Source organism: Pseudomonas sp. Tun-23181, assembly GCF_057415455.1.
The window spans coordinates 3,652,756-3,672,004 of sequence record NZ_CM171630.1; the positions used below are offsets into that span (position 1 = coordinate 3,652,756).

Sequence of the window (19,249 nt, forward strand, 5' to 3'; positions counted from 1 at the left end):
TTACCCCAGCAGCGAGATGTCGGCCACGCCCAGGAACAGGCCGCGCAGGCGGCTGAGCAGGGCATAACGGTTGGCGCGCACCTTGGCGTCCTCGGCGTTGACCATCACCGCCTCGAAGAAGGCGTCGACCGGGTCGCGCAGGGCTGCCAGGCGAGCCAGGGTCTCGCTGTACTGGCGCGCCGCAGCCATGGGCTGCACGGCCTGGTCGGCCTGCTGGATCGCCGAGTACAAGGAGAACTCGTTGGCATTGTCGAAGTACTTCGGCTCGACCTGTTCGGCGATGGCGCCTTCGGCCTTGCCCAGCAGGTTCGACACGCGCTTGTTCACCGCTGCCAGGGCCTCGGCCTCCGGCAGCTTGCGGAACGCCTGCACAGCCTGCACACGTTGGTCGAAGTCGAGCGCCGAACCTGGCTTGAGGGCCCGTACCGCGAGGTAGGTGGCGACATCGATGCCTTCGTCCTCGTAACGCGCACGCAGGCGGTCGAAGACGAACTCCAGCACCTGCTCGGAAAGGCCAGCGGCCTTGACCTTGGCGCCGTACTGGGCGACGGCGAAGTCCACGGCTTCGGTCAGGTCCAGGTCCAGCTGCTTCTCGATCAGGATGCGCAGCACGCCCAGGGCGGCACGGCGCAGGGCGTACGGGTCCTTGCTGCCGGTGGGCAGCATGCCGATGCCGAAGATGCCGACCAGGGTGTCGAGCTTGTCGGCCACCGCCACGGCGGCGCCGGTCAGGGTCTGTGGCAGCTCGGCGCCGGCACCGCGCGGCATGTACTGCTCGTTCAGGGCCAGGGCGACGTCTTCCGGCTCGCCATCGTTGAGGGCGTAGTAGTAGCCGGCGATCCCCTGCATTTCAGGGAATTCGCCGACCATCTCGGTGGCCAGGTCGCACTTGGACAGCAAGCCCGCGCGGCCAGCACGCTGGGCATCGCCGCCGATGCGCGGGGCGATGAACGCGGCCAGCTTGGAAACGCGCTCGGCCTTGTCGTAGACCGTGCCCAACTGGGCCTGGAACACCACGTTCTTCAGGCGCTCGTTGAAGGTTTCCAGCGGCTGCTTCTTGTCTTGCTTGAAGAAGAACTCGGCGTCGGTCAGGCGCGGACGCACGACCTTCTCGTTGCCCAGCACGATCTGCTTCGGATCGTGGCTCTCGACGTTGGCCACGGTGATGAAGCGCGGCAGCAGCTTGCCTTCGCTGTCCAGCAGGCAGAAGTACTTCTGGTTGTCCTGCATGGTGGTGATCAGCGCTTCCTGCGGCACCTCGAGGAAACGCTCCTCGAACGAGCAGACCAGCGGCACCGGCCACTCGACCAGGGCGGTCACTTCGTCCAGCAGCGCCGGCGGCACGATAGCGCTGCCTTCCTGCTGCAGGGCCAGCTCGGCGACACGCTTGGCGATCAGTTCGCGGCGCTCGGCGAAATCGGCCAGCACGTAGGCCTTGCGCAGGTCCTCGACGTAGTTGGCCGGGGTGGTGATGACCACATTCTGCGGGTGGTGGAAGCGGTGGCCACGGGACTCGCGACCGGCCTGCTGGGCGAGGAGGGTGCAGTCGACCACCTGGTCACCGAGCAGCATCACCAGCCACTGGGTCGGGCGCACGAACTCTTCGCGGCTGGCGCCCCAGCGCATGCGCTTGGGGATCGGCAGGTCGTTGAGCGAATCCTCGACGATGGTCGGCAACAGGCTGGTGGTCGGCTTGCCCGGGATGTGCTGGGAGAAGCGCAGCTTGGCGCCGCTCTGGTCGATCTCGGCGAGGTCGACGCCGCACTTCTTGGCGAAGCCCAGGGCGGCCTGGGTCGGGTTGCCCTCGGCGTCGAAGGCGGCCTGGCGGGGCGGGCCGTCGATATTGATGCTGCGGTCAGGCTGCTGCACGTCCAGCTGACGGATCAGCACGGCCAGGCGACGCGGGGCGGCATAGACCTGCTTGCCGGTGTAGTTCAGGCCAGCGGCCTGCAGGCCTTTCTCGATACCGGCCAGGAAGGCGTCGCCCAGGCTGGCGAGGGCCTTGGGTGGCAGCTCTTCGGTGCCCAGTTCGACCAGAAAATCTTGAGCACTCATTGTGCAGCCTCCAGCTTAGCCAACACTTCGTCACGCAGTTCAGGGGTGGCCATCGGGAAGCCCAGGCGCGCACGGGCTTGCAGATAGCTTTGCGCCACGTCCCGGGCCAGGGTACGCACGCGCAGGATGTAGCGCTGACGCTCGGTCACCGAGATGGCGCGGCGGGCGTCGAGCAGGTTGAAGGTATGGGAAGCCTTCAGGACCATTTCGTAGGTCGGCAGCGGCAGTTCCAGCTTGATCAGGCGGTTGGCTTCGCTTTCGTAGAAGTCGAACAGTTCGAACAGCTTGTCGACGTTGGCGTGCTCGAAGTTGTAGGTCGACTGCTCCACCTCGTTCTGGTGGAACACATCGCCGTAGGTGACCTTGCCGAACGGGCCATCGGCCCAGACCAGATCGTACACCGAGTCGACGCCCTGGATGTACATGGCCAGGCGCTCCAGGCCATAGGTGATCTCACCGGTGACCGGGTAGCACTCGATGCCGCCGACCTGCTGGAAGTAGGTGAACTGGGTGACTTCCATGCCGTTGAGCCAGATTTCCCAACCCAGGCCCCAGGCACCGAGGGTCGGCGATTCCCAGTTGTCTTCGACGAAGCGGATGTCGTGGACCAGCGGATCCAGGCCGATCGCCTTCAGCGAGCCCAGGTACAGCTCCTGGAAGTTGGCCGGGTTCGGCTTGAGCACCACCTGGAACTGGTAGTAGTGCTGCAGGCGGTTGGGGTTCTCGCCATACCGCCCGTCGCCTGGACGACGGCTGGGCTGCACATAGGCGGCGTTCCAGGTTTCCGGGCCGACGGCGCGCAGGAAGGTGGCGGTATGGAATGTGCCGGCGCCTACTTCCATATCGTAGGGCTGAAGCACCACACAACCTTGCTCCGCCCAGTACTGCTGCAGGGCGAGGATCAGGTCTTGGAAGGTACGCACGGCTGGCGTAGGCTGGCTCACGAAATTCACCTGTATCTGGGGATGCGGATGTAAAGAGCGGGAGTATAACCTGATTCGCCTCGCCCTCTACTCATTGGAGCCTTATGCCACGCTGCTTTTGGTGTACCGACGATCCGTTGTACCAGGCCTATCACGACCAGGAGTGGGGAACGCCGCAGCGTGACCCGGCGTTGCTCTTCGAGATGCTTTTGCTCGAAGGGTTCCAGGCCGGGCTCTCCTGGATCACCGTATTGAAGAAGCGCGAGCGCTACCGGCAAGTGCTGCACGGCTTCGACCCGGTGCAGCTTGCGCAGATGAGCGACGAACGGATCGACGCACTGATGCTCGACCCCGGCATCATCCGCAACCGCCTCAAGCTCAACGCCGCCCGGCGCAATGCCCGGGCCTGGCTGGCTGTGGATAACCCTGGCGAATGGCTGTGGTCGTTCGTCGGCGGTGTGCCGAAGGTCAACCATTTCAAGGACCGTAGCGAAGTGCCGGCGGTCACCGACGAGGCCAGGGCCATGAGCAAGGCCCTGCAGAAAGCCGGTTTCACCTTTGTCGGCCCGACCATCTGCTACGCCTTCATGCAGGCCACCGGCATGGTCATGGACCACACCACCGACTGCGATCGCTACGCCGCCCTGCTGCGCTGAAAGGTTACAATGCGCGCCTTGCAGAAATAAGGAATCGGCCTGTGGAAAAATTCAAGGGCGCCCTGATGGTCGGGGTGCTGCGACTGTTCGCCAAGCTGCCCTGGAGCGCGGTACAGCGCGTCGGCGCGGGTATCGGCTGGCTCATGTGGAAGGTCCCCAACGGCTCGCGCAACGTGGTGCGCATCAACCTGGCCAAGTGCTTCCCGGAGATGGACCCGGCCGAACGCGAGAAGCTCGTCGGCCGTGCGCTGATGGACATCGGCAAGTCCTTCGTCGAGAGCGCCTGTGCCTGGATCTGGCCACCGCAGCGTTCGCTGGAGCTGGTCAAGGAGGTGCACGGCCTGGAAGTGCTGGAGCAGGCCCTGGCCTCGGGCAAGGGCGTGGTCGGCATCACCAGCCACCTGGGCAACTGGGAGGTGCTGAACCACTTCTATTGCAGCCAGTGCAAGCCGATCATCTTCTACCGCCCGCCCAAGTTGAAGGCGGTGGACGACCTGCTGCGCGAGCAGCGGGTGCAGATGGGCAACCGGGTGGCGCCTTCGACCAAGGAAGGCATCCTCAGCGTGATCAAGGAAGTGCGCCGTGGCGGCCAGGTGGGCATTCCCGCCGACCCGGAGCCGGCCGAGTCCGCCGGGGTGTTCGTGCCGTTCCTCGGCACCCAGGCCCTGACCAGCAAGTTCGTGCCGAACATGCTGGCCGGCGGCAAGGCCGTGGGGGTGTTCCTGCATGCCCTGCGCCTGCCCGATGGGTCGGGGTTCAAGGTGTTCCTGGAGGCGGCGCCGCAGGAGATGTACAGCGAGGACGTGACGGTGTCGGCGGCGGCCATGAGCAAGGTGGTCGAACGCTATGTGCGCGAGTACCCGAGCCAGTATATGTGGAGCATGAAACGCTTCAAGAAGCGCCCGGCGGGCGAGGCGCGCTGGTACTGAGTGGCACTGGGCCCGATGCCTGCCATTTGGGGCTGCTTTGCAGCCCATCGCCGGCAAGCCGGCTCCCACAGGGGCCGCGTAAAGCCACTAGCGCAGCCCAAAGGTTGGGTAATCTCCCACAGCGTCCCCTGCATGCCACATGATTTGCGCGCAGCACTGGCCACCCCTGTGGGAGCCGGCTTGCCGGCGATGGGGCGCGAAGCGGCCCCAAAGGCAACTGAACGTTCTGAAGCGGCACGGCGCCCTGCAAGGTTTTTCAGGGCTTCGGCGCTTTATCCAGCCTCTTGAGATACACCATCATCTCCCGCTCGGCCTGCTTGTCGCCATGGCCCTGCGCCGCCACGATCCCCTCCTCCCAGGCCTTGCGCGCCGCCGCCAGGTCGCCCTGCAGCTGGTACGCCTTGCCCAGCAGCTTCCATGCCGCCGAATACTTCGGATCATGCTCGACGCAACGCGCCAGGTGCACGGCCGCCTCGGCACCGTTGCCTTCGTCGAGCCAGGCCTTGCCCAGGCCGAATCGCAGCAGGGCGTTGTCCACACCCTTGGCCAGCATCTTCTCCAGTGATTCGCGCATGCTGCTTCCTCCTAGAAGAAACTCAGCCCCACGTGGAACAGCTTCTCCACGTCACGGATATGCTTCTTATCCACAACGAACAGGATCACATGGTCGCCCGCCTCGATCACCGTGTCGTCGTGGGCGATCAGCACTTCCTCGTCGCGGATGATCGCGCCGATGGTGGTGCCCGGCGGCAGGGCGATGTCCTCGATGGCCTTGCCGATCACCTTGCTCGACTTCGAGTCGCCATGGGCCACCGCTTCGATGGCCTCGGCCGCACCACGGCGCAGGGAATGCACGCTGACGATGTCGCCACGGCGCACGTGGGCCAGCAGGGTGCCGATGGTGGCCAACTGCGGGCTGATGGCGATATCGATGTCGCCGCCCTGGACCAGGTCGACATAGGCCGGGTTGTTGATCAGCGTCATCACCTTGCGTGCACCCAGGCGCTTGGCCAGCAGCGAGGACATGATGTTGGCCTCGTCGTCGTTGGTCAGGGCCAGGAACACGTCGGCGTCGGAGATGTTCTCCTCGAGCATCAGGTCCTTGTCCGAGGCGCTGCCCTGCAGGACCACGGTGCTTTCCAGGGTGTCGGAGAGGTGGCGGCAACGCGCCGGGCTCATCTCGATGATCTTCACCTGGTAGCGGCTCTCGATGGCCTCGGCCAGGCGTTCGCCGATCTGCCCGCCACCGGCGATGACCACGCGCTTGTTGGTTTCGTCGATACGGCGCAGCTCGCCCATCACCGCGCGGATGTGGCCCCTGGCGGCGATGAAGAAGACTTCGTCGTCGGCCTCGATCACCGTGTCGCCATGGGGCTTGATCGGCCGGTCGCGGCGGAAGATCGCCGCCACGCGGGTATCGATGCTCGGCATGTGGGCGCGGATCTGGCGCAGTTGCTGGCCCACCAGGGGGCCACCGTAGTAGGCCTTGACCGCCACCAGCTGGGCCTTGCCCTCGGCGAAGTCGATCACCTGCAGGGCACCGGGGTGCTCGATCAGGCGCTTGATGTAGTTGGTCACCACCTGCTCGGGGCTGATCAGCACGTCCACCGGGATGGCTTCGTTGTCGAACAGCTCGGCGCGCGTCAGGTAGGCGGATTCACGCACCCGGGCGATCTTGGTCGGCGTGTGGAACAACGTGTAGGCGACCTGGCAGGCCACCATGTTGGTCTCGTCGCTGTTGGTCACCGCCACCAGCATGTCGGCATCGTCGGCACCGGCCTGGCGCAGCACCGTGGGCAGTGAGCCACGGCCCTGCACGGTGCGGATGTCGAGGCGGTCGCCGAGGTCGCGCAGTCGGTCGCCGTCGGTGTCGACCACGGTGATGTCGTTGGCTTCGCTGGCCAGGTGTTCTGCCAGCGTACCGCCTACCTGCCCTGCGCCGAGGATGATGATCTTCATCGCGAGTCCTGGTCCTTGTGCTTGCTTATCCGCGCGAGGCGGCGATCTTGATCAGCTTGGCATAGTAGAAGCCGTCGTGGCCGCCTTCCTGGGCCAGCAACTGGCGACCATGGGATTGGCGCAGGCCAGCCTCGGTCGCCAGGTCCAGCTCGCGGGCGCCTGGGGTGCGGGCGAGGAAGGCGTCGATCACGTCGGTGTTTTCCGTCGGCAGGCTCGAGCAGGTCGCGTAGAGCAGCATGCCACCGACTTCCAGGGTCGGCCACAGGGCATCGAGCAGCTCGCCTTGCAGGGCGGCCAGGGCCGGAATGTCGTCGGCCTGGCGGGTCAGCTTGATGTCCGGGTGGCGGCGGATCACGCCGGTGGCCGAGCACGGAGCGTCCAGCAGGATGCGCTGGAACGGCTTGCCGTCCCACCAACTGGCGGTGTCGCGGGCATCGCAGGCGATCAGCCGGGCGTCGAGGCCCAGGCGCTCGAGGTTCTCGCGGACCCGCGCCAGGCGCTTCTCTTCCAGGTCGATGGCCACGACCTCGCCCAGGCCGGCCTCGGCTTCGAGCAGGTGGCAGGTCTTGCCACCCGGTGCGCAGCAGGCATCCAGCACGCGCTGCCCGGGTGCCAGCTCCAGCAGGTCGGCGGCCAGTTGCGCGGCTTCATCCTGCACGCTGACCCAGCCTTCGGCGAAACCCGGCAGGCCGCGTACGTCGCAGGCCTCGGCCAGCAGGATACCGTCGCGGCTGTACCGGCAGGGGCTGGCGGCGATACCGGCCTCGGCCAGCAGGGCCAGGTAGGCGTCGCGGCTGTGGTGGCGACGGTTGACCCGCAGGATCATCGGCGGATGGGCATTGTTGGCGGCGCAGATGGCCTCCCACTGCTCGGGCCAGAAGGCCTTGAGCGACTTCTGCAGCCAGCGTGGGTGAGCGGTGCGTACCACCGGGTCGCGCGCCATGCCCGCGAGGATGCCCTCGCCTTCGCGCTGGGCGCGGCGCAGCACGGCATTGAGCAAGCCCTTGGCCCAAGGCTTCTTCAGTTTGTCGGCGCAGCCGACGGTCTCGCCGATGGCAGCGTGGGCCGGGATGCGCGTATAGAACAGCTGATACAGGCCGACCAGCAGCAACGCCTGCACGTCGCTGTCGGTGGCCTTGAAGGGCTTTTGCAGCAACTGCGCGGCCAGCAGGTCCAGGCGTGGTTGCCAGCGGGCGGTGCCGAAGGCCAGGTCCTGGACCAGGCCCCGGTCACGGTCCTCGACCTTGTCCAACTGCGCCGGCAACGAGCTGTTCAGCGAGGCCTTGCCACTGAGCACGGCGGCCAGGGCGCGGGCGGCGGCCAGGCGTGGGTTCATTGGCCGAGTACCTTGTGGCTGGCGAACTTCTCGCGGCGGCTGTTGAACAGGTCGCTAAAGCCCAGGGCCTTGCCGCCGGGCAGTTGCAGGCGGGTCAGGCACAGCGCCTGCTCGCCGCAGGCGACCACCAGGCCATCCTTGCTGGCGCTGAGGATCTCGCCGGGGGTGCCCGTGCCTGTGGACAAGGTCGCGGCCAGGACCTTCACGCTTTCCCCGTCGAGGGTGCTGTGGCACACCGGCCACGGGTTGAAGGCACGGATCAGACGTTCCAGCTCGACAGCCGGGCGGCTCCAGTCGATGCGCGCCTCGTCCTTGTTCAGCTTGTGTGCATAGGTGGCCAGGGCATCGTCCTGCACCTCGCCTTGCAGGCTGCCATCGGCAAGGCCGGCGATGGCCTGCACCACGGCGGGTGGGCCCATCTCGGCGAGGCGGTCGTGCAGGCTGCCGCCGGTGTCCTCGGCGCCGATGGGGGTGACCACCTTGAGCAGCATCGGGCCTGTGTCCAGGCCGGCCTCCATGCGCATCACGGTGACGCCGCTCTCGGCGTCGCCCGCTTCCACGGCGCGCTGGATCGGCGCCGCGCCGCGCCAGCGCGGCAGCAAGGAGGCGTGGCTGTTGATGCAGCCCAGGCGCGGGATATCGAGCACCGCCTGGGGCAGGATCAGGCCATAGGCGACCACCACCATCAGGTCTGGGGCGAGCGCGGCGAGCTCTGCCTGGGCCTCGGCGCTGCGCAGGGTCGGCGGCTGGAACACCGGGATGTCGTGGGCCAAGGCCAGTTGCTTGACCGGGCTGGGCATGAGCTTCTGGCCACGCCCGGCCGGGCGGTCCGGCTGGGTGTAGACGGCCACCACGTCATAGGGGCTGTCGAGCAAGGCCTTGAGGTGTTCGGCGGCAAACTCTGGAGTGCCTGCGAAGACGATGCGCATGGAGTTCTCGCTTCAAAAAAGAAAAAGGCTTGCCGTGGCAAGCCTTCTGGAAGGGGTGGATCAGGCTTGCTGGCGGTGCTGCTTTTCCAGCTTCTTCTTGATCCGGTCGCGTTTGAGCTGTGACAGGTAATCGACGAACAGCTTGCCGTTGAGGTGGTCGCACTCATGCTGGATGCACACCGCCAGCAGGCCCTCGGCCTCCAGCTCGTAGGGCTTGCCATCGCGGTCCAGGGCCTTGACCCTGACACGCAGCGGGCGGTCGACGTTCTCGTAGAAGCCAGGCACCGACAGGCAACCTTCCTGGTACTGGCCCATGTCGTGGGTCAGTTCCTCGATCTCGGGGTTGATGAACACGCGCGGCTCGCTGCGGTCCTCGCTCAGGTCCATGACCACCACGCGCTTGTGCACGTTGACCTGGGTGGCGGCCAGGCCGATGCCAGGGGCTTCGTACATGGTTTCAAACATGTCATCGATCAGCTGGCGCAGGGCGTCGTCGACTTCCGTCACCGGTTTGGCGATGGTGCGCAGGCGCGGGTCCGGGAATTCGAGAATGTTCAGAATGGCCATAGGGGTCAGGCAGTCACTGTGCGTTCGGTTGAAAACTGAACACACATAATAAAGGGAAACGGGGAATTCGGCACCTGGCAAAGCTCGGCTAGGGTGTGAAAGGACGCCTCGTCCCTCATTCGATGGACAGGTTGTCAAAGTATTATCAACAAAGTTATCCACAGGTTGTGCCACGTGGATACCCCTCTGTCGATCAAGGATGATCCGCCATGACCCCACCTTTTTGCGCCGCTTGCCCACCTGCCGAACTGGAGGCGCGATTGCGCCTGCATCGTCTTCCCGAAGTGGGGGCGCGGCGCTTGCGTACCCTGATCGAAGCCTTCGGCAGCGCCTCGTCGGCACTCACGGCGCCGGCCAGCGCGTGGCGTTCGCTGGGGTTGCCCGCAGCCTGTGCCGAGGCCCGTCGCAGCGCCGAGGTGCGTGACGGCGCCAACGCCGCAATGGCCTGGCTAGAGCGGCCCGAGCGGCATTTGCTGATGTGGGACGACCCTGCCTATCCGGCCTTGCTGGCCGAAACGGACGATGCTCCACCGCTGCTTTTCGTCGCGGGCAACCCGGCTTTGCTGGAGCGGCCACAGCTGGCTATCGTTGGGAGTAGACGTGCTTCACCCCCTGCCCTGGATACCGCTGCTGCGTTTGCCCGGTGCCTGGCCCGGGCTGGTTTCACCATCACCAGCGGGCTGGCGCTGGGGGTGGATGGCGCCGCTCATCGGGCCGCGCTGGAGGCCGAAGGGCAGACGATCGCCGTGCTTGGCACGGGCCTGCAAAAACTTTATCCACAGCGCCACCGTGAGTTGGCCCAGGCGATTATCGACAGGGGCAGCGCGCTCGTTTCCGAGTATCCCCTCGATGCCGGGCCGCTCGCTGGCAACTTCCCCCGGCGCAATCGGATCATCAGCGGCTTGTCGTTGGGCGTGCTGGTGGTGGAGGCGAGCCTGGCCAGCGGCTCGCTGATCACTGCCCGGCTGGCTGCCGAGCAGGGGCGGGAGGTCTATGCGATTCCAGGTTCGATCCATCATCCCGGTGCCAAGGGCTGTCACCAACTGATCCGCGACGGCGCGCTGCTGGTGGAAAGCGTGGAACAGATCCTGGAAAGCCTGCGCGGCTGGCAGAACCTGCCTCCCGCGCCTGTGGACGAACCCGATCATCCGTTGCTCGCCCTGCTCCTGGCGGCCCCCCAGACCAGCGAAGGGCTCGCCCAGCGCAGCGGCCAGCCGCTGGCCCAGGTGCTGGCCAGCCTCACCGAGCTCGAACTGCAGGGGCGGGTCGGTAATGAAGCCGGGCGTTGGTTTGCCCGGGCCGGCTAAGTAAACTGCGCGTCAGCCTTTATGCGGAGAGACGACGATGGTGAGCAGTTGGCGTGTGCAACAAGCCGCACGTGAGATTCGGGCGGGCGCGGTGATCGCCTATCCGACGGAGGCGGTCTGGGGCCTGGGCTGCGACCCGTGGAACGAAGACGCGGTGTATCGCCTGCTGGCGCTCAAGTCGCGGCCTGTGGACAAGGGGCTGATCCTGGTGGCCGACAATATCCGCCAGTTCGATTTCCTGTTCGAGGATTTTCCACAGGACTGGATCGACCGCATGGGCAGTACCTGGCCGGGGCCGAACACCTGGCTGGTGCCGCATCAGGACCTGTTGCCCGAGTGGGTGACCGGGGAGCATGACACCGTGGCGCTGCGGGTCAGCGATCATCCGCTGGTGCGGGAGCTGTGCGCGTTGGTAGGGCCGCTGATCTCGACCTCCGCCAACCCCGGCGGGCGCCCGGCGGCCAAGAGCCGGTTGCGGGTGGAGCAGTATTTCCATGGCCAGCTGGACCTGGTGCTGGGTGGGGCGCTGGGGGGGCGCAAGCATCCGAGCGTGATTCGCAATCTGGCGACTGGGGAAGTCGTTCGACCGGGGTAACCGGTTGTTCTCGGCGGGGGCTACGCCCCCGATTCGTGGGCAAGCCCCGCCCAGAAAACCCCGCAGACTTTTCTGATTCTGGCCTGAGATAGCTATCTGACTCGCAATTCGGGAAATATCCTACGAACCCTGTCGACCGCCATCACCTTCTCAGTGGGAACTCCTGCCTCTAGGCTCCAGACCGTCGCCGAACAACTTGGCGATCGGGTGTGGTAACCCGGATATTTCAGGCGGTTCACAGCCTATGGCGGCTGTGCGCGGGAGGCTTCGTGCCTACCGGGACTAGCCTCCTGCCCGGCTTACCACCCCGCGTACAGCTGCCACCCAAACCGTGTGGTAACGGGTGAGTGTCAGCTCCAATCATCAGGAGCGCACCATGAAAAAAATCGTACCGGATCCACCCCTTCCTTCTACCACTACCCACCCCTTCGGCCGTTGCGACGCCGGTCACCCACCCCTCTTCACCGTAAACCCCGACATCTGCGCCCACGATGCTCTGGTCCACGTAGCGCTTTACCTGCGCTGTGCCTACGAAACCGGCTACAAGGCGCTTGACCACCTGGGTGAATCAGGTCGAGGCATGTACTGGTCGAGCTTGCATGCGATCGAGATGGCCGAGGGATTGGTGGAGGCCATGCTGGATGACATTGAGTCTGCGCCAACGGGGCAGCAGGGAGCCTGAAGCAAGGCAGGCAGAGCCTCATCAGGTCTAGCCCATTCGCGGGCAAGCCCGCTCCCACATGGCCCTGCAAATCACATCGTTGGTGATCGACTCAGAACCCTGTGGGAGCGGGCTTGCCCGCGAATGGGCCGCAGAGCGGCCCCTGGTTCAGGGCAGCAGGACCGTCGAACCCACCGTCCGGCGCGCCGACAATTGCGCTTGTGCCTTGGCCGCCTCGCTCAGCGGGTACCGTTGCTGGATATCCACCACCAGCTTGCCGCTGGTGATCATGCCGAACAGGTCATCGGCCATCAGTTGGGTGTTCTCGGCATTGTTGGCATAGGACGCCAGGGTCGGCCGGGTGACGTACAGCGAGCCCTTCTGCGCCAGGATGCCGAGGTTCACGCCGGTCACCGCGCCGGAGGCATTGCCGAAGCTCACCATCAACCCGCGCGGGCGCAGGCAGTCGAGCGAGGTCAGCCAGGTGTCGGCGCCCACGCCGTCGTAGACCACCGGGCACTTCTTGCCGTCGGTCAGTTCCAGCACCCGCTGCGCCACGTCCTCGCGGCTGTAGTCGATGGTTTCCCACGCCCCCAGCGCCTTGGCGCGTTCGGCCTTTTCAGCCGAGCTCACGGTGCCGATCAGCTTGGCGCCCAGGGCCTTGGCCCACTGGCAGGCCAGGGAGCCGACCCCGCCGGCGGCGGCATGGAACAGAATGATGTCGCCATGCTGCACGGCGTAGGTCTGCTTGAGCAGGTACTGCACGGTCAGGCCCTTGAGCATCACCGCCGCGGCCTGTTCGAAGCTGATCGCCTCTGGCAACTTGACCAGGTTGGCCTCCGGCAAGGTGTGCACCTCACTGTAGGCGCCCAGCGGCCCGCCGGCGTAGGCCACACGGTCGCCGACCTGCAGGCGGGTCACCCCCTCGCCCACCGCCTCGACCACGCCGGCCGCCTCGGTGCCCAGGCCCGAAGGCAGTGCGGGCGGTGCGTACAGCCCACTGCGAAAGTAGGTGTCGATGAAGTTCAGGCCGACCGCATGGTTACGCACGCGAACCTGCTGCGGGCCGGGTGGGGCCGGATCGAACTCGACCCACTGCAACACCTCTGGGCCGCCATGCTGGCTGAACTGGATACGCTTGGCCATCTCGCACTCCTGTTGTCGGGATTGGGACAGGCCCTCTATCGGACGCCTTTGCTTGATCGCCGTCAACTGCGGCGTGGCGGCCGCCGGTGGTATGCTAGCCGGCGAATTTCTTCTCCGCTCCTTCCAGGTGACCCGATGACCAGCCGCACCGAGGCCGTGAAAGCCTACCTGCTCGACCTGCAAGACCGCATCTGCTCTGCCCTCGAGAACGAAGACGGCGGCGCCCGCTTCGTCGAGGATGCCTGGGTGCGCGAAGCCGGTGGCGGTGGCCGCACGCGGGTGATCGGCGAGGGCAAGGTGATCGAGAAAGGTGGCGTGAACTTCTCCCACGTGTTCGGTGCCGGCCTGCCGCCGTCGGCCAGTGCCCACCGTCCGGAGCTGGCGGGCCGTGGCTTCGAGGCGCTGGGCGTGTCGCTGGTGATCCACCCGCACAACCCGCACGTGCCCACCTCCCACGCCAATGTGCGTTTCTTCATCGCCGAGAAGGAAGGCGAGGAGCCGGTCTGGTGGTTCGGCGGCGGCTTCGACCTGACCCCCTACTACGGCAATGAGGAAGACTGCATCCACTGGCACCGGGTCGCCGAGCAGGCCTGTGCGCCCTTCGGCGCCGATGTCTACCCGCGCTACAAGGCCTGGTGCGACCGCTATTTCCACCTCAAGCACCGTGGCGAGCCGCGTGGCATCGGCGGGCTGTTCTTCGATGACCTGAACGAGTGGGACTTCGACACCTGCTTCGCCTTCATCCGCGCCATCGGCGATGCCTACATCGACGCCTACCTGCCCATCGTCCAGCGCCGCAAGGCCACGCCCTACACGGCCCAGCAGCGTGAATTCCAGGAGTACCGCCGTGGGCGCTACGTGGAATTCAACCTGGTCTACGACCGTGGCACCCTGTTCGGGCTGCAGTCGGGCGGGCGTACCGAGTCGATCCTCATGTCGCTGCCGCCGCAGGTGCGCTGGGGCTACGACTGGAAGCCCGAGCCGGGCAGCGAGGAAGCGCGCCTGACCGAGTACTTCCTGCAGGACCGCGACTGGCTCAGCCAGTAAGCCGGTGGAAACTTAAGGAGCCCCCATGGACCAGTACGTCGTTTTCGGCAACCCCATCGGCCACAGCAAGTCGCCGTTGATCCACCGCCTGTTCGCCGACCAGACCGGCCAGGACCTGGAATACAGCACCCTGCTGGCACCGCTGGATGAGTTCAGCGACTGCGCGCGCGGTTTCTTCAAGCAGGGCCGTGGCGCCAACGTCACCGTGCCATTCAAGGAAGAAGCCTTCCGCCTGTGCGACAGCCTGACGCCGCGTGCCCGGCGCGCTGGTGCTGTGAACACCCTGAGCAAGCTGGACGACGGCACCCTGCAGGGCGACAACACCGACGGCGCAGGCCTGGTGCGTGACCTGACCGTCAACGCCGGGGTGGAGCTGGCTGGCAAGCGCATCCTGGTCCTGGGCGCGGGTGGGGCGGTGCGTGGGGTATTGGAGCCGATCCTGGCGCATGGGCCGCAGTCGCTGGTGATCGCCAACCGTACCGTGGAGAAAGCCGAGCAACTGGCCCGCGAGTTCGATGAGCTGGGGCCGGTGGTCGCCAGTGGCTTCGCCTGGCTGCAGGAGCCGGTGGACCTGATCATCAATGCCACCTCGGCGAGCCTGTCCGGCGAGTTGCCGCCGATCGCCGACAGCCTGGTCGAGCCAGGGCGCACGGTGTGCTACGACATGATGTACGGCAAGGAGCCGACGCCGTTCTGCCAGTGGGCCACGAAGCTGGGCGCGGCCAAGGTGCTCGATGGGCTGGGGATGCTGGCCGAGCAGGCGGCCGAGGCGTTCTTCATCTGGCGTGGGGTACGGCCGGATACCGGGCCGGTGCTGGATGAACTGAGGCGGCAGTTGGCGCGGGGGTGAGCCCTGGGGTTGTGGGGCCGCAAAGCGGCCCCCGGCACCTTCACTCCTCGAACCGGATCGGACACAGCTCCACCCCTTCCAGCTTCTGCAACTCCTCGATCACCTGCGCACGGGCCCGATGCAAGGTCAGGCTGCCGCCGTTGCGCGTCAGGCGCCTGGCTTCGCGGTGCAGCATGTCCACCCCTGAATAGTCGATGAAGTTGATCTGCCGCGCATCGATCACCACGTGCGGCCCCTGGCAACGCTGCAGGCGCACCTGCAGGTAATGCGCGGCGCCGAAGAAGATCGAGCCGCCGACCCGCAGCACATCGGCCTCCCCTTCCCGGCTCTGCTGTACCCGTGGCCGCGAGGTGCGCTTGAGGTAGAAGAACAGCGAGGCCAGCACCCCGGCATAGATCGCCGTCTGCAACTCCAGCAGCAGCGTGGCGGCGGCGGTCAGCGCCATCACCAGGAACTCCGAGCGGCTGACGCGAAATAGCGCGCGGATCGCCCGGTGATCCACCAGCCCCCAGCAGATCAGCAGGATGCTGCCGGCCATGGCCGGGATCGGCAGGTGGGCGATCAACCCGGCACCCGCCACGGCGAACAGCGCCACCCACAGCGCCGAGAACACCCCGGCCAGCGGCGAGCGGGCGCCTGCGTCGTAGCTCAGCCCCGAGCGGGTGAAGGAGCCGGACGACAGGTAACCGGAGAACAATGCGCCGACCATGTTCGACAGGCCCTGGGCGCGGATCTCCTGGTTGGCATCGATCAACTGCTCGGAGCGCGCCGACAAGGAGCGGGCGATCGACAGGCTGGTGACCAGCCCGAGCATGCCCACCGCCACGGCGCTGGGCAGCAGGCGCAGGATCAGTTCCAGGTCCAGCAGCGGCAGGGGGCTCAGCGGCGGCAGTTGGCCGACGAAGGCCGGCACGCGCGGTACATGGCCGAAGAGGCCGGGCAGCAGCCAGGCCAGCAGGCTGACGATCACCAGGCTTATCAACAGGCTGGGCCAGCGTGGGCGCCAGAGCTTGAGGGTGATCCCGATCAGTACGGTGAGCAGGCCCAGTGCCAGGGAGGGCAGGTCCACCTCGCCGGCATGGCTGGCCAGGTCCTGCACCGTCTTCAATGCCGTGGCCTGGCTTGGCAGGTCCATGCCCAGCAGGTTCGGCAGTTGGCCGAGGGCGATCACCACCGCCGCGCCGAGGGTGAAGCCGATCACCACGGAATGGGAGACGAAGTTGACCAGCGCGCCGAAGCGCAGCAGGCCGAGCAGCAGTTGGAACACGCCGCCGAGGAAGGTCAGCAGCAGTACCAGGGTGACGTAGTCGTCGCTGCCGGCGACCGCCAGCGGGCTGATGCTGGCGTAGAGGACGATGGAAATGGCCGCGGTCGGCCCGCAGATCAGGTGCCAGGACGAGCCCCACAGGCAGGCCACCAGCACCGGCACGATGGCTGCGTACAGGCCGTATTCGGCGGGCAGGCCGGCGATCAGGGCGTAGGCGATCGATTGCGGCAGGGCGAGGATGGCGCCGCTCAGACCGACCAGCAGGTCCTGGCGCAGGCTGCGGCCCGATTGGCGTGGTAGCCAGGTGAGAAAAGGCAGCAGGAGATGGAGGCGGGGCATGCGTTGTTCCTGGTATCCGGTCAGCATTCGAGATCGCAGGCGAGGGCTGTGCCCTCGATAAGGCCGCTCCCACAGGGATCGCGCATGTGGGAGCGGCCTTGTGTCGCGAAAGGGCCGCAGCACGGCCCCGACAGCTTAACAGGCGATGCTCACAACTTGGCCTTCACCGCCGCCAGGGCATCCCCGCCCTGCCTGGTGGTCACCCCGGCAAGCCAGCCCTCCAGCAACTGCGGGTGCGCCTTGACCCAGCCTTTGGCCGCCTCGTCGAAACTGACTTTCTTGTCCACGACCTGCGCCATGATGGCGTTTTCCATGTCCAGCGTGAACGTCAGGTTCCCCAGCAGTTTCGCGGCGTTCGGGCACGCCTGTGGATAACCGTTGCGTACCAGGGTGTATACGTCACCCTTGCCGCCGAACCATTTCTCCCCGCCGCTCAGGTAGTGCATCTTCAGCTTCACGTTCATCGGGTGCGGCGTCCAACCGAGGAAGGTGATGAACTGCTGCTTCTGCGTGGCCCGCTGCACCTGGGCGAGCATGGCCTGTTCGCTGGACTCCACCAGCTTCCACTGGCCGAGGTCGAATTCGTTCTTGTCGATGATCTGCTTGAGCGACAGGTTGGCGGGGGCGCCGGAGCCGATGCCATAGAGCTTCTTGTCGAAACGGTCGGCGTATTTGCGCAAGTCGGAGAAGTCCTTCACGCCGGCGTTCCACACGTAGTCCGGCACTGCCAGGGTGAACTCGGTGCCTTCGAGGTTGCGCGCCAGGCGCTGGACGTCGCCGCTGGCGATGAACTTGTCATGGAAGCCCTGTTGCGCCGGCATCCAGTTGCCGAGGAAGGCATCCACCCGGCCATCCTTGAGGCCGCCATAGATGATCGGCACGGCCAGGTTGTCGATCTTCACCTGGTAGCCCAGGCTCTCCAGCAGCAGGCGGGCGATGGCGTTGGTGGAGGCGATGTCGCTCCAGCCGGGGTCGGCCATCTTCACGGTGCTGCATTGCGTGTCACTGTCGGCGTGGGCCGTGACCGCACCCAGGCCAAGGGCCAGGGCGATCACGGCGGTGGAGAATCTATTCATGGCGGCCTCTCTACTCAATCCAGGGGTGCGGGCTGTGGATAACGTGCCTTGCGCTCGAGGTCGTCGAGATCGATGTGGTTGCGCATGTACTGTTGGCTGGCGTCCACCAACGGTTGGTGGTCCCAGCTTTTCAGCTTGCCGATGGCCAGGGCCTCGGCCACCAGGCGGCGGCGGCGCTGGCTGGCCAGCACCTGCTGGCGCAGGTGGGGAAGGTCCCAGCGTTGCCGGGCTTCATCGACAAATGCCTGCAGCAGCGCCTGGTGATCCGGGCTGCCGGTGAGGTTCTCCCGCTCGTGCGGGTCGCGGCTCAGGTCATAGAGTAGGCAAGGGTCGTCCTCGCTGTACACGAATTTGTACGGGCCGCGGCGGATCATCAACAGCGGGCCGACCGTGCCTTCGGCCATGTACTCGCCGATCACCTCGTCATGCCCGCCCTGCCCTTGCAGGTGGCTGAGCAGCGAGCGGCCGTCCAAATGCAGGCTGGTGTCGACCTGGCCGCCGGCCAGCTCCACCAGGGTCGGCAGCAGGTCGCAGGTGGACACCGCGGCGCCGACCCGCGCCGGGGCGAAGCGTTTGGGCGCGTGGACCAGCAGCGGCACCCGCGCCGACATCTCGAACCAGTGCATCTTGTACCAGAGCCCGCGCTCGCCGAGCATGTCGCCGTGGTCGCCGGAGAACACGATCAGGGTGTCGTCGGCCAGGTCGCATTCCTCCAGGGTTTGCAGCAACTTGCCGATGTTGTCGTCGATGTAGCTGCAGGCGCCGAAGTAGGCGCGGCGGGCGTCGCGGATCTTGTGTTCGGGCAGCGGCTTGTCCCACAGGTCGTAGACCTTGAGCAGGCGTTGCGAATGTGGGTCTTGCGCGTGCTGGGCGAGGGTGTCGCGGGGCATGGGGATATCCACAGCCTCGTAGAGATCCCAGTAGTGCCGGGGAATGGTGTACGGATCGTGAGGGTGGGTCATGGAGACGGTCAGGCAGAACGGCCGGCCATCGCTCTCGCGGACATGGTCGTAGAGGTATTGGCGGGCCTTGAACACCACCTCCTCGTCGAAGTCCAGCTGGTTGGTGCGCACGCACGGCCCGGCCTGCAGCACCGAGGACATGTTGTGGTACCAGCTCGGGCGTTCGTCGGGGGCGTCCCAGTTCACCGCCCAGCCGTAGTCGGCCGGGTAGATGTCGCTGGTCAGGCGTTCCTCGTAGCCGTGCAACTGGTCCGGGCCGCAGAAGTGCATCTTGCCGGACAGCGCGGTGCGGTAGCCGAGGCGGCGCAGGTAATGGGCGTAGGTGGGGATGTCGGCCGGAAAGTCGGCGGCGTTGTCGTAGGCGCCGATGCGGCTGGGCAACTGGCCGCTGACCAGGGTGAAGCGCGAGGGTGCGCACAGGGGGCTGTTGCAGTAGGCGGCGTCGAACACCACCGCTCGCTCGGCCAGCCGGACCAGGTGCGGCATCTTGATGGGGGACGGGTTGTAGATCGGCAGCATGGGCGCGGCCATCTGGTCGGCCATGATGAACAGGATGTTAGGGCGCTTCATGGTTGGCTTCCATCGTTGAAGGTTATGGGAACCGCTTGCGAACGAGGATGAAGCCGTGGGTATCAGGGGTAAAGC

18 protein-coding genes are annotated in these 19,249 nt (G+C 66.1%); 7 read left to right on the plus strand and 11 right to left on the minus strand.

All coding sequences use genetic code 11. The features are described from left to right. Complete coding sequence (gene glyS, locus ACDI39_RS17380) at positions 1–2,055, minus strand: glycine--tRNA ligase subunit beta (RefSeq protein ID WP_225789932.1); 2,055 nt, start codon at positions 2,053–2,055, stop codon at positions 1–3. Further along, positions 2,052–2,999 (minus strand): glycine--tRNA ligase subunit alpha, encoded by a 948-nt coding sequence (glyQ, locus tag ACDI39_RS17385; RefSeq protein WP_225789933.1) that lies wholly within the window; start codon positions 2,997–2,999, stop codon positions 2,052–2,054. The genes glyS and glyQ overlap by 4 nt, the downstream gene beginning before the upstream one ends. Before the next feature lie 83 nt (positions 3,000–3,082). Here glyQ and ACDI39_RS17390 point away from each other — a divergent pair, with 83 nt between their 5' ends. After that, positions 3,083–3,634 (plus strand): DNA-3-methyladenine glycosylase I, encoded by a 552-nt coding sequence (locus ACDI39_RS17390; RefSeq protein ID WP_225789934.1) that lies wholly within the window; start codon positions 3,083–3,085, stop codon positions 3,632–3,634. 41 nt (positions 3,635–3,675) lie between these two features. Further along, positions 3,676–4,563: a lysophospholipid acyltransferase gene (locus tag ACDI39_RS17395; RefSeq protein WP_225789935.1), complete on the plus strand. Its 888-nt coding sequence runs from the start codon at positions 3,676–3,678 to the stop codon at positions 4,561–4,563. A 256-nt stretch (positions 4,564–4,819) separates the two neighbouring features. On the opposite strand, the gene ACDI39_RS17400 is transcribed toward ACDI39_RS17395, so the two are convergent. The 5 genes from ACDI39_RS17400 to def are packed head-to-tail and all read right to left on the minus strand — an operon-like array spanning position 4,820 to position 9,354. Continuing rightward, positions 4,820–5,137 carry a tetratricopeptide repeat protein gene (locus ACDI39_RS17400; RefSeq protein WP_253102771.1) on the minus strand — a complete coding sequence of 106 codons (318 nt, stop codon included), beginning with the start codon at positions 5,135–5,137 and terminating at the stop codon, positions 4,820–4,822. Between the two features lie 11 nt (positions 5,138–5,148). Then, on the minus strand, positions 5,149–6,522 hold the full coding sequence (gene trkA / locus ACDI39_RS17405) for a Trk system potassium transporter TrkA (protein ID WP_225789937.1): 1,374 nt from the start codon (positions 6,520–6,522) through the stop codon (positions 5,149–5,151). 25 nt (positions 6,523–6,547) lie between these two features. Further along, positions 6,548–7,858: a 16S rRNA (cytosine(967)-C(5))-methyltransferase RsmB gene (gene rsmB / locus ACDI39_RS17410; protein ID WP_225789938.1), complete on the minus strand. Its 1,311-nt coding sequence runs from the start codon at positions 7,856–7,858 to the stop codon at positions 6,548–6,550. Next, the gene (gene fmt / locus ACDI39_RS17415) at positions 7,855–8,787 is read right to left on the minus strand and encodes a methionyl-tRNA formyltransferase (protein ID WP_225789939.1); all 933 of its coding nucleotides are present in this window, start codon (positions 8,785–8,787) and stop codon (positions 7,855–7,857) included. Before fmt ends, rsmB begins: the two co-directional genes overlap by 4 nt. Positions 8,788–8,847: 60 nt before the next feature. Beyond that, on the minus strand, positions 8,848–9,354 hold the full coding sequence (gene def, locus ACDI39_RS17420; protein ID WP_225789940.1) for a peptide deformylase: 507 nt from the start codon (positions 9,352–9,354) through the stop codon (positions 8,848–8,850). Positions 9,355–9,563: 209 nt separating this feature from the next. Between def and dprA the strand changes: the two genes are divergently transcribed. The 3 genes from dprA to ACDI39_RS17435 all read left to right on the plus strand — a co-directional run bounded on the left by dprA (position 9,564) and on the right by ACDI39_RS17435 (position 11,938). Then, complete coding sequence (gene dprA / locus ACDI39_RS17425) at positions 9,564–10,661, plus strand: DNA-processing protein DprA (protein ID WP_253168140.1); 1,098 nt, start codon at positions 9,564–9,566, stop codon at positions 10,659–10,661. Between the two features lie 37 nt (positions 10,662–10,698). After that, positions 10,699–11,256, plus strand: a complete 558-nt coding sequence (gene tsaC / locus ACDI39_RS17430; protein ID WP_225789942.1) for an L-threonylcarbamoyladenylate synthase type 1 TsaC — start codon at positions 10,699–10,701, stop codon at positions 11,254–11,256. 376 nt (positions 11,257–11,632) lie between these two features. Further along, a complete protein-coding gene (locus tag ACDI39_RS17435; RefSeq protein WP_225789943.1) occupies positions 11,633–11,938 on the plus strand; it encodes a DUF3077 domain-containing protein in 306 nt (101 codons plus the stop codon). A gap of 147 nt (positions 11,939–12,085) precedes the next feature. On the opposite strand, the gene ACDI39_RS17440 is transcribed toward ACDI39_RS17435, so the two are convergent. Beyond that, complete coding sequence (locus ACDI39_RS17440; RefSeq protein ID WP_225789944.1) at positions 12,086–13,063, minus strand: NADPH:quinone reductase; 978 nt, start codon at positions 13,061–13,063, stop codon at positions 12,086–12,088. 135 nt (positions 13,064–13,198) lie between these two features. Between ACDI39_RS17440 and hemF the strand changes: the two genes are divergently transcribed. Both hemF and aroE read left to right on the plus strand, forming a co-directional pair. Beyond that, positions 13,199–14,110 (plus strand): oxygen-dependent coproporphyrinogen oxidase, encoded by a 912-nt coding sequence (gene hemF / locus ACDI39_RS17445; protein ID WP_225789945.1) that lies wholly within the window; start codon positions 13,199–13,201, stop codon positions 14,108–14,110. Positions 14,111–14,135: 25 nt separating this feature from the next. Beyond that, positions 14,136–14,960 carry a shikimate dehydrogenase gene (gene aroE / locus ACDI39_RS17450; protein ID WP_225789946.1) on the plus strand — a complete coding sequence of 275 codons (825 nt, stop codon included), beginning with the start codon at positions 14,136–14,138 and terminating at the stop codon, positions 14,958–14,960. A gap of 40 nt (positions 14,961–15,000) precedes the next feature. On the opposite strand, the gene ACDI39_RS17455 is transcribed toward aroE, so the two are convergent. From ACDI39_RS17455 to betC, 3 genes are all read right to left on the minus strand, one after another. After that, positions 15,001–16,566, minus strand: a complete 1,566-nt coding sequence (locus ACDI39_RS17455; protein WP_253080750.1) for a SulP family inorganic anion transporter — start codon at positions 16,564–16,566, stop codon at positions 15,001–15,003. Positions 16,567–16,715: 149 nt separating this feature from the next. Further along, complete coding sequence (choX, locus tag ACDI39_RS17460) at positions 16,716–17,642, minus strand: choline ABC transporter substrate-binding protein (RefSeq protein WP_253080751.1); 927 nt, start codon at positions 17,640–17,642, stop codon at positions 16,716–16,718. A gap of 14 nt (positions 17,643–17,656) precedes the next feature. Continuing rightward, complete coding sequence (gene betC, locus ACDI39_RS17465) at positions 17,657–19,174, minus strand: choline-sulfatase (RefSeq protein ID WP_253080752.1); 1,518 nt, start codon at positions 19,172–19,174, stop codon at positions 17,657–17,659. Between the last annotated feature and the right edge of the window lie 75 nt (positions 19,175–19,249).

Coding starts and splice junctions, on each gene's coding strand:
- ACDI39_RS17440 (WP_225789944.1), bottom strand. CDS start 13,063: ATGGCCAAGCGTATCCAGTTCAGCCAGCATGGCGGCCCAGAGGTGTTG.
- ACDI39_RS17390 (WP_225789934.1), top strand. CDS start 3,083: ATGCCACGCTGCTTTTGGTGTACCGACGATCCGTTGTACCAGGCCTAT.
- tsaC (WP_225789942.1), top strand. CDS start 10,699: ATGGTGAGCAGTTGGCGTGTGCAACAAGCCGCACGTGAGATTCGGGCG.
- ACDI39_RS17455 (WP_253080750.1), bottom strand. CDS start 16,566: ATGCCCCGCCTCCATCTCCTGCTGCCTTTTCTCACCTGGCTACCACGC.
- glyS (WP_225789932.1), bottom strand. CDS start 2,055: ATGAGTGCTCAAGATTTTCTGGTCGAACTGGGCACCGAAGAGCTGCCA.
- ACDI39_RS17400 (WP_253102771.1), bottom strand. CDS start 5,137: ATGCGCGAATCACTGGAGAAGATGCTGGCCAAGGGTGTGGACAACGCC.
- trkA (WP_225789937.1), bottom strand. CDS start 6,522: ATGAAGATCATCATCCTCGGCGCAGGGCAGGTAGGCGGTACGCTGGCA.
- hemF (WP_225789945.1), top strand. CDS start 13,199: ATGACCAGCCGCACCGAGGCCGTGAAAGCCTACCTGCTCGACCTGCAA.
- ACDI39_RS17435 (WP_225789943.1), top strand. CDS start 11,633: ATGAAAAAAATCGTACCGGATCCACCCCTTCCTTCTACCACTACCCAC.
- fmt (WP_225789939.1), bottom strand. CDS start 8,787: ATGCGCATCGTCTTCGCAGGCACTCCAGAGTTTGCCGCCGAACACCTC.
- dprA (WP_253168140.1), top strand. CDS start 9,564: ATGACCCCACCTTTTTGCGCCGCTTGCCCACCTGCCGAACTGGAGGCG.
- def (WP_225789940.1), bottom strand. CDS start 9,354: ATGGCCATTCTGAACATTCTCGAATTCCCGGACCCGCGCCTGCGCACC.
- aroE (WP_225789946.1), top strand. CDS start 14,136: ATGGACCAGTACGTCGTTTTCGGCAACCCCATCGGCCACAGCAAGTCG.
- betC (WP_253080752.1), bottom strand. CDS start 19,174: ATGAAGCGCCCTAACATCCTGTTCATCATGGCCGACCAGATGGCCGCG.
- choX (WP_253080751.1), bottom strand. CDS start 17,642: ATGAATAGATTCTCCACCGCCGTGATCGCCCTGGCCCTTGGCCTGGGT.
- rsmB (WP_225789938.1), bottom strand. CDS start 7,858: ATGAACCCACGCCTGGCCGCCGCCCGCGCCCTGGCCGCCGTGCTCAGT.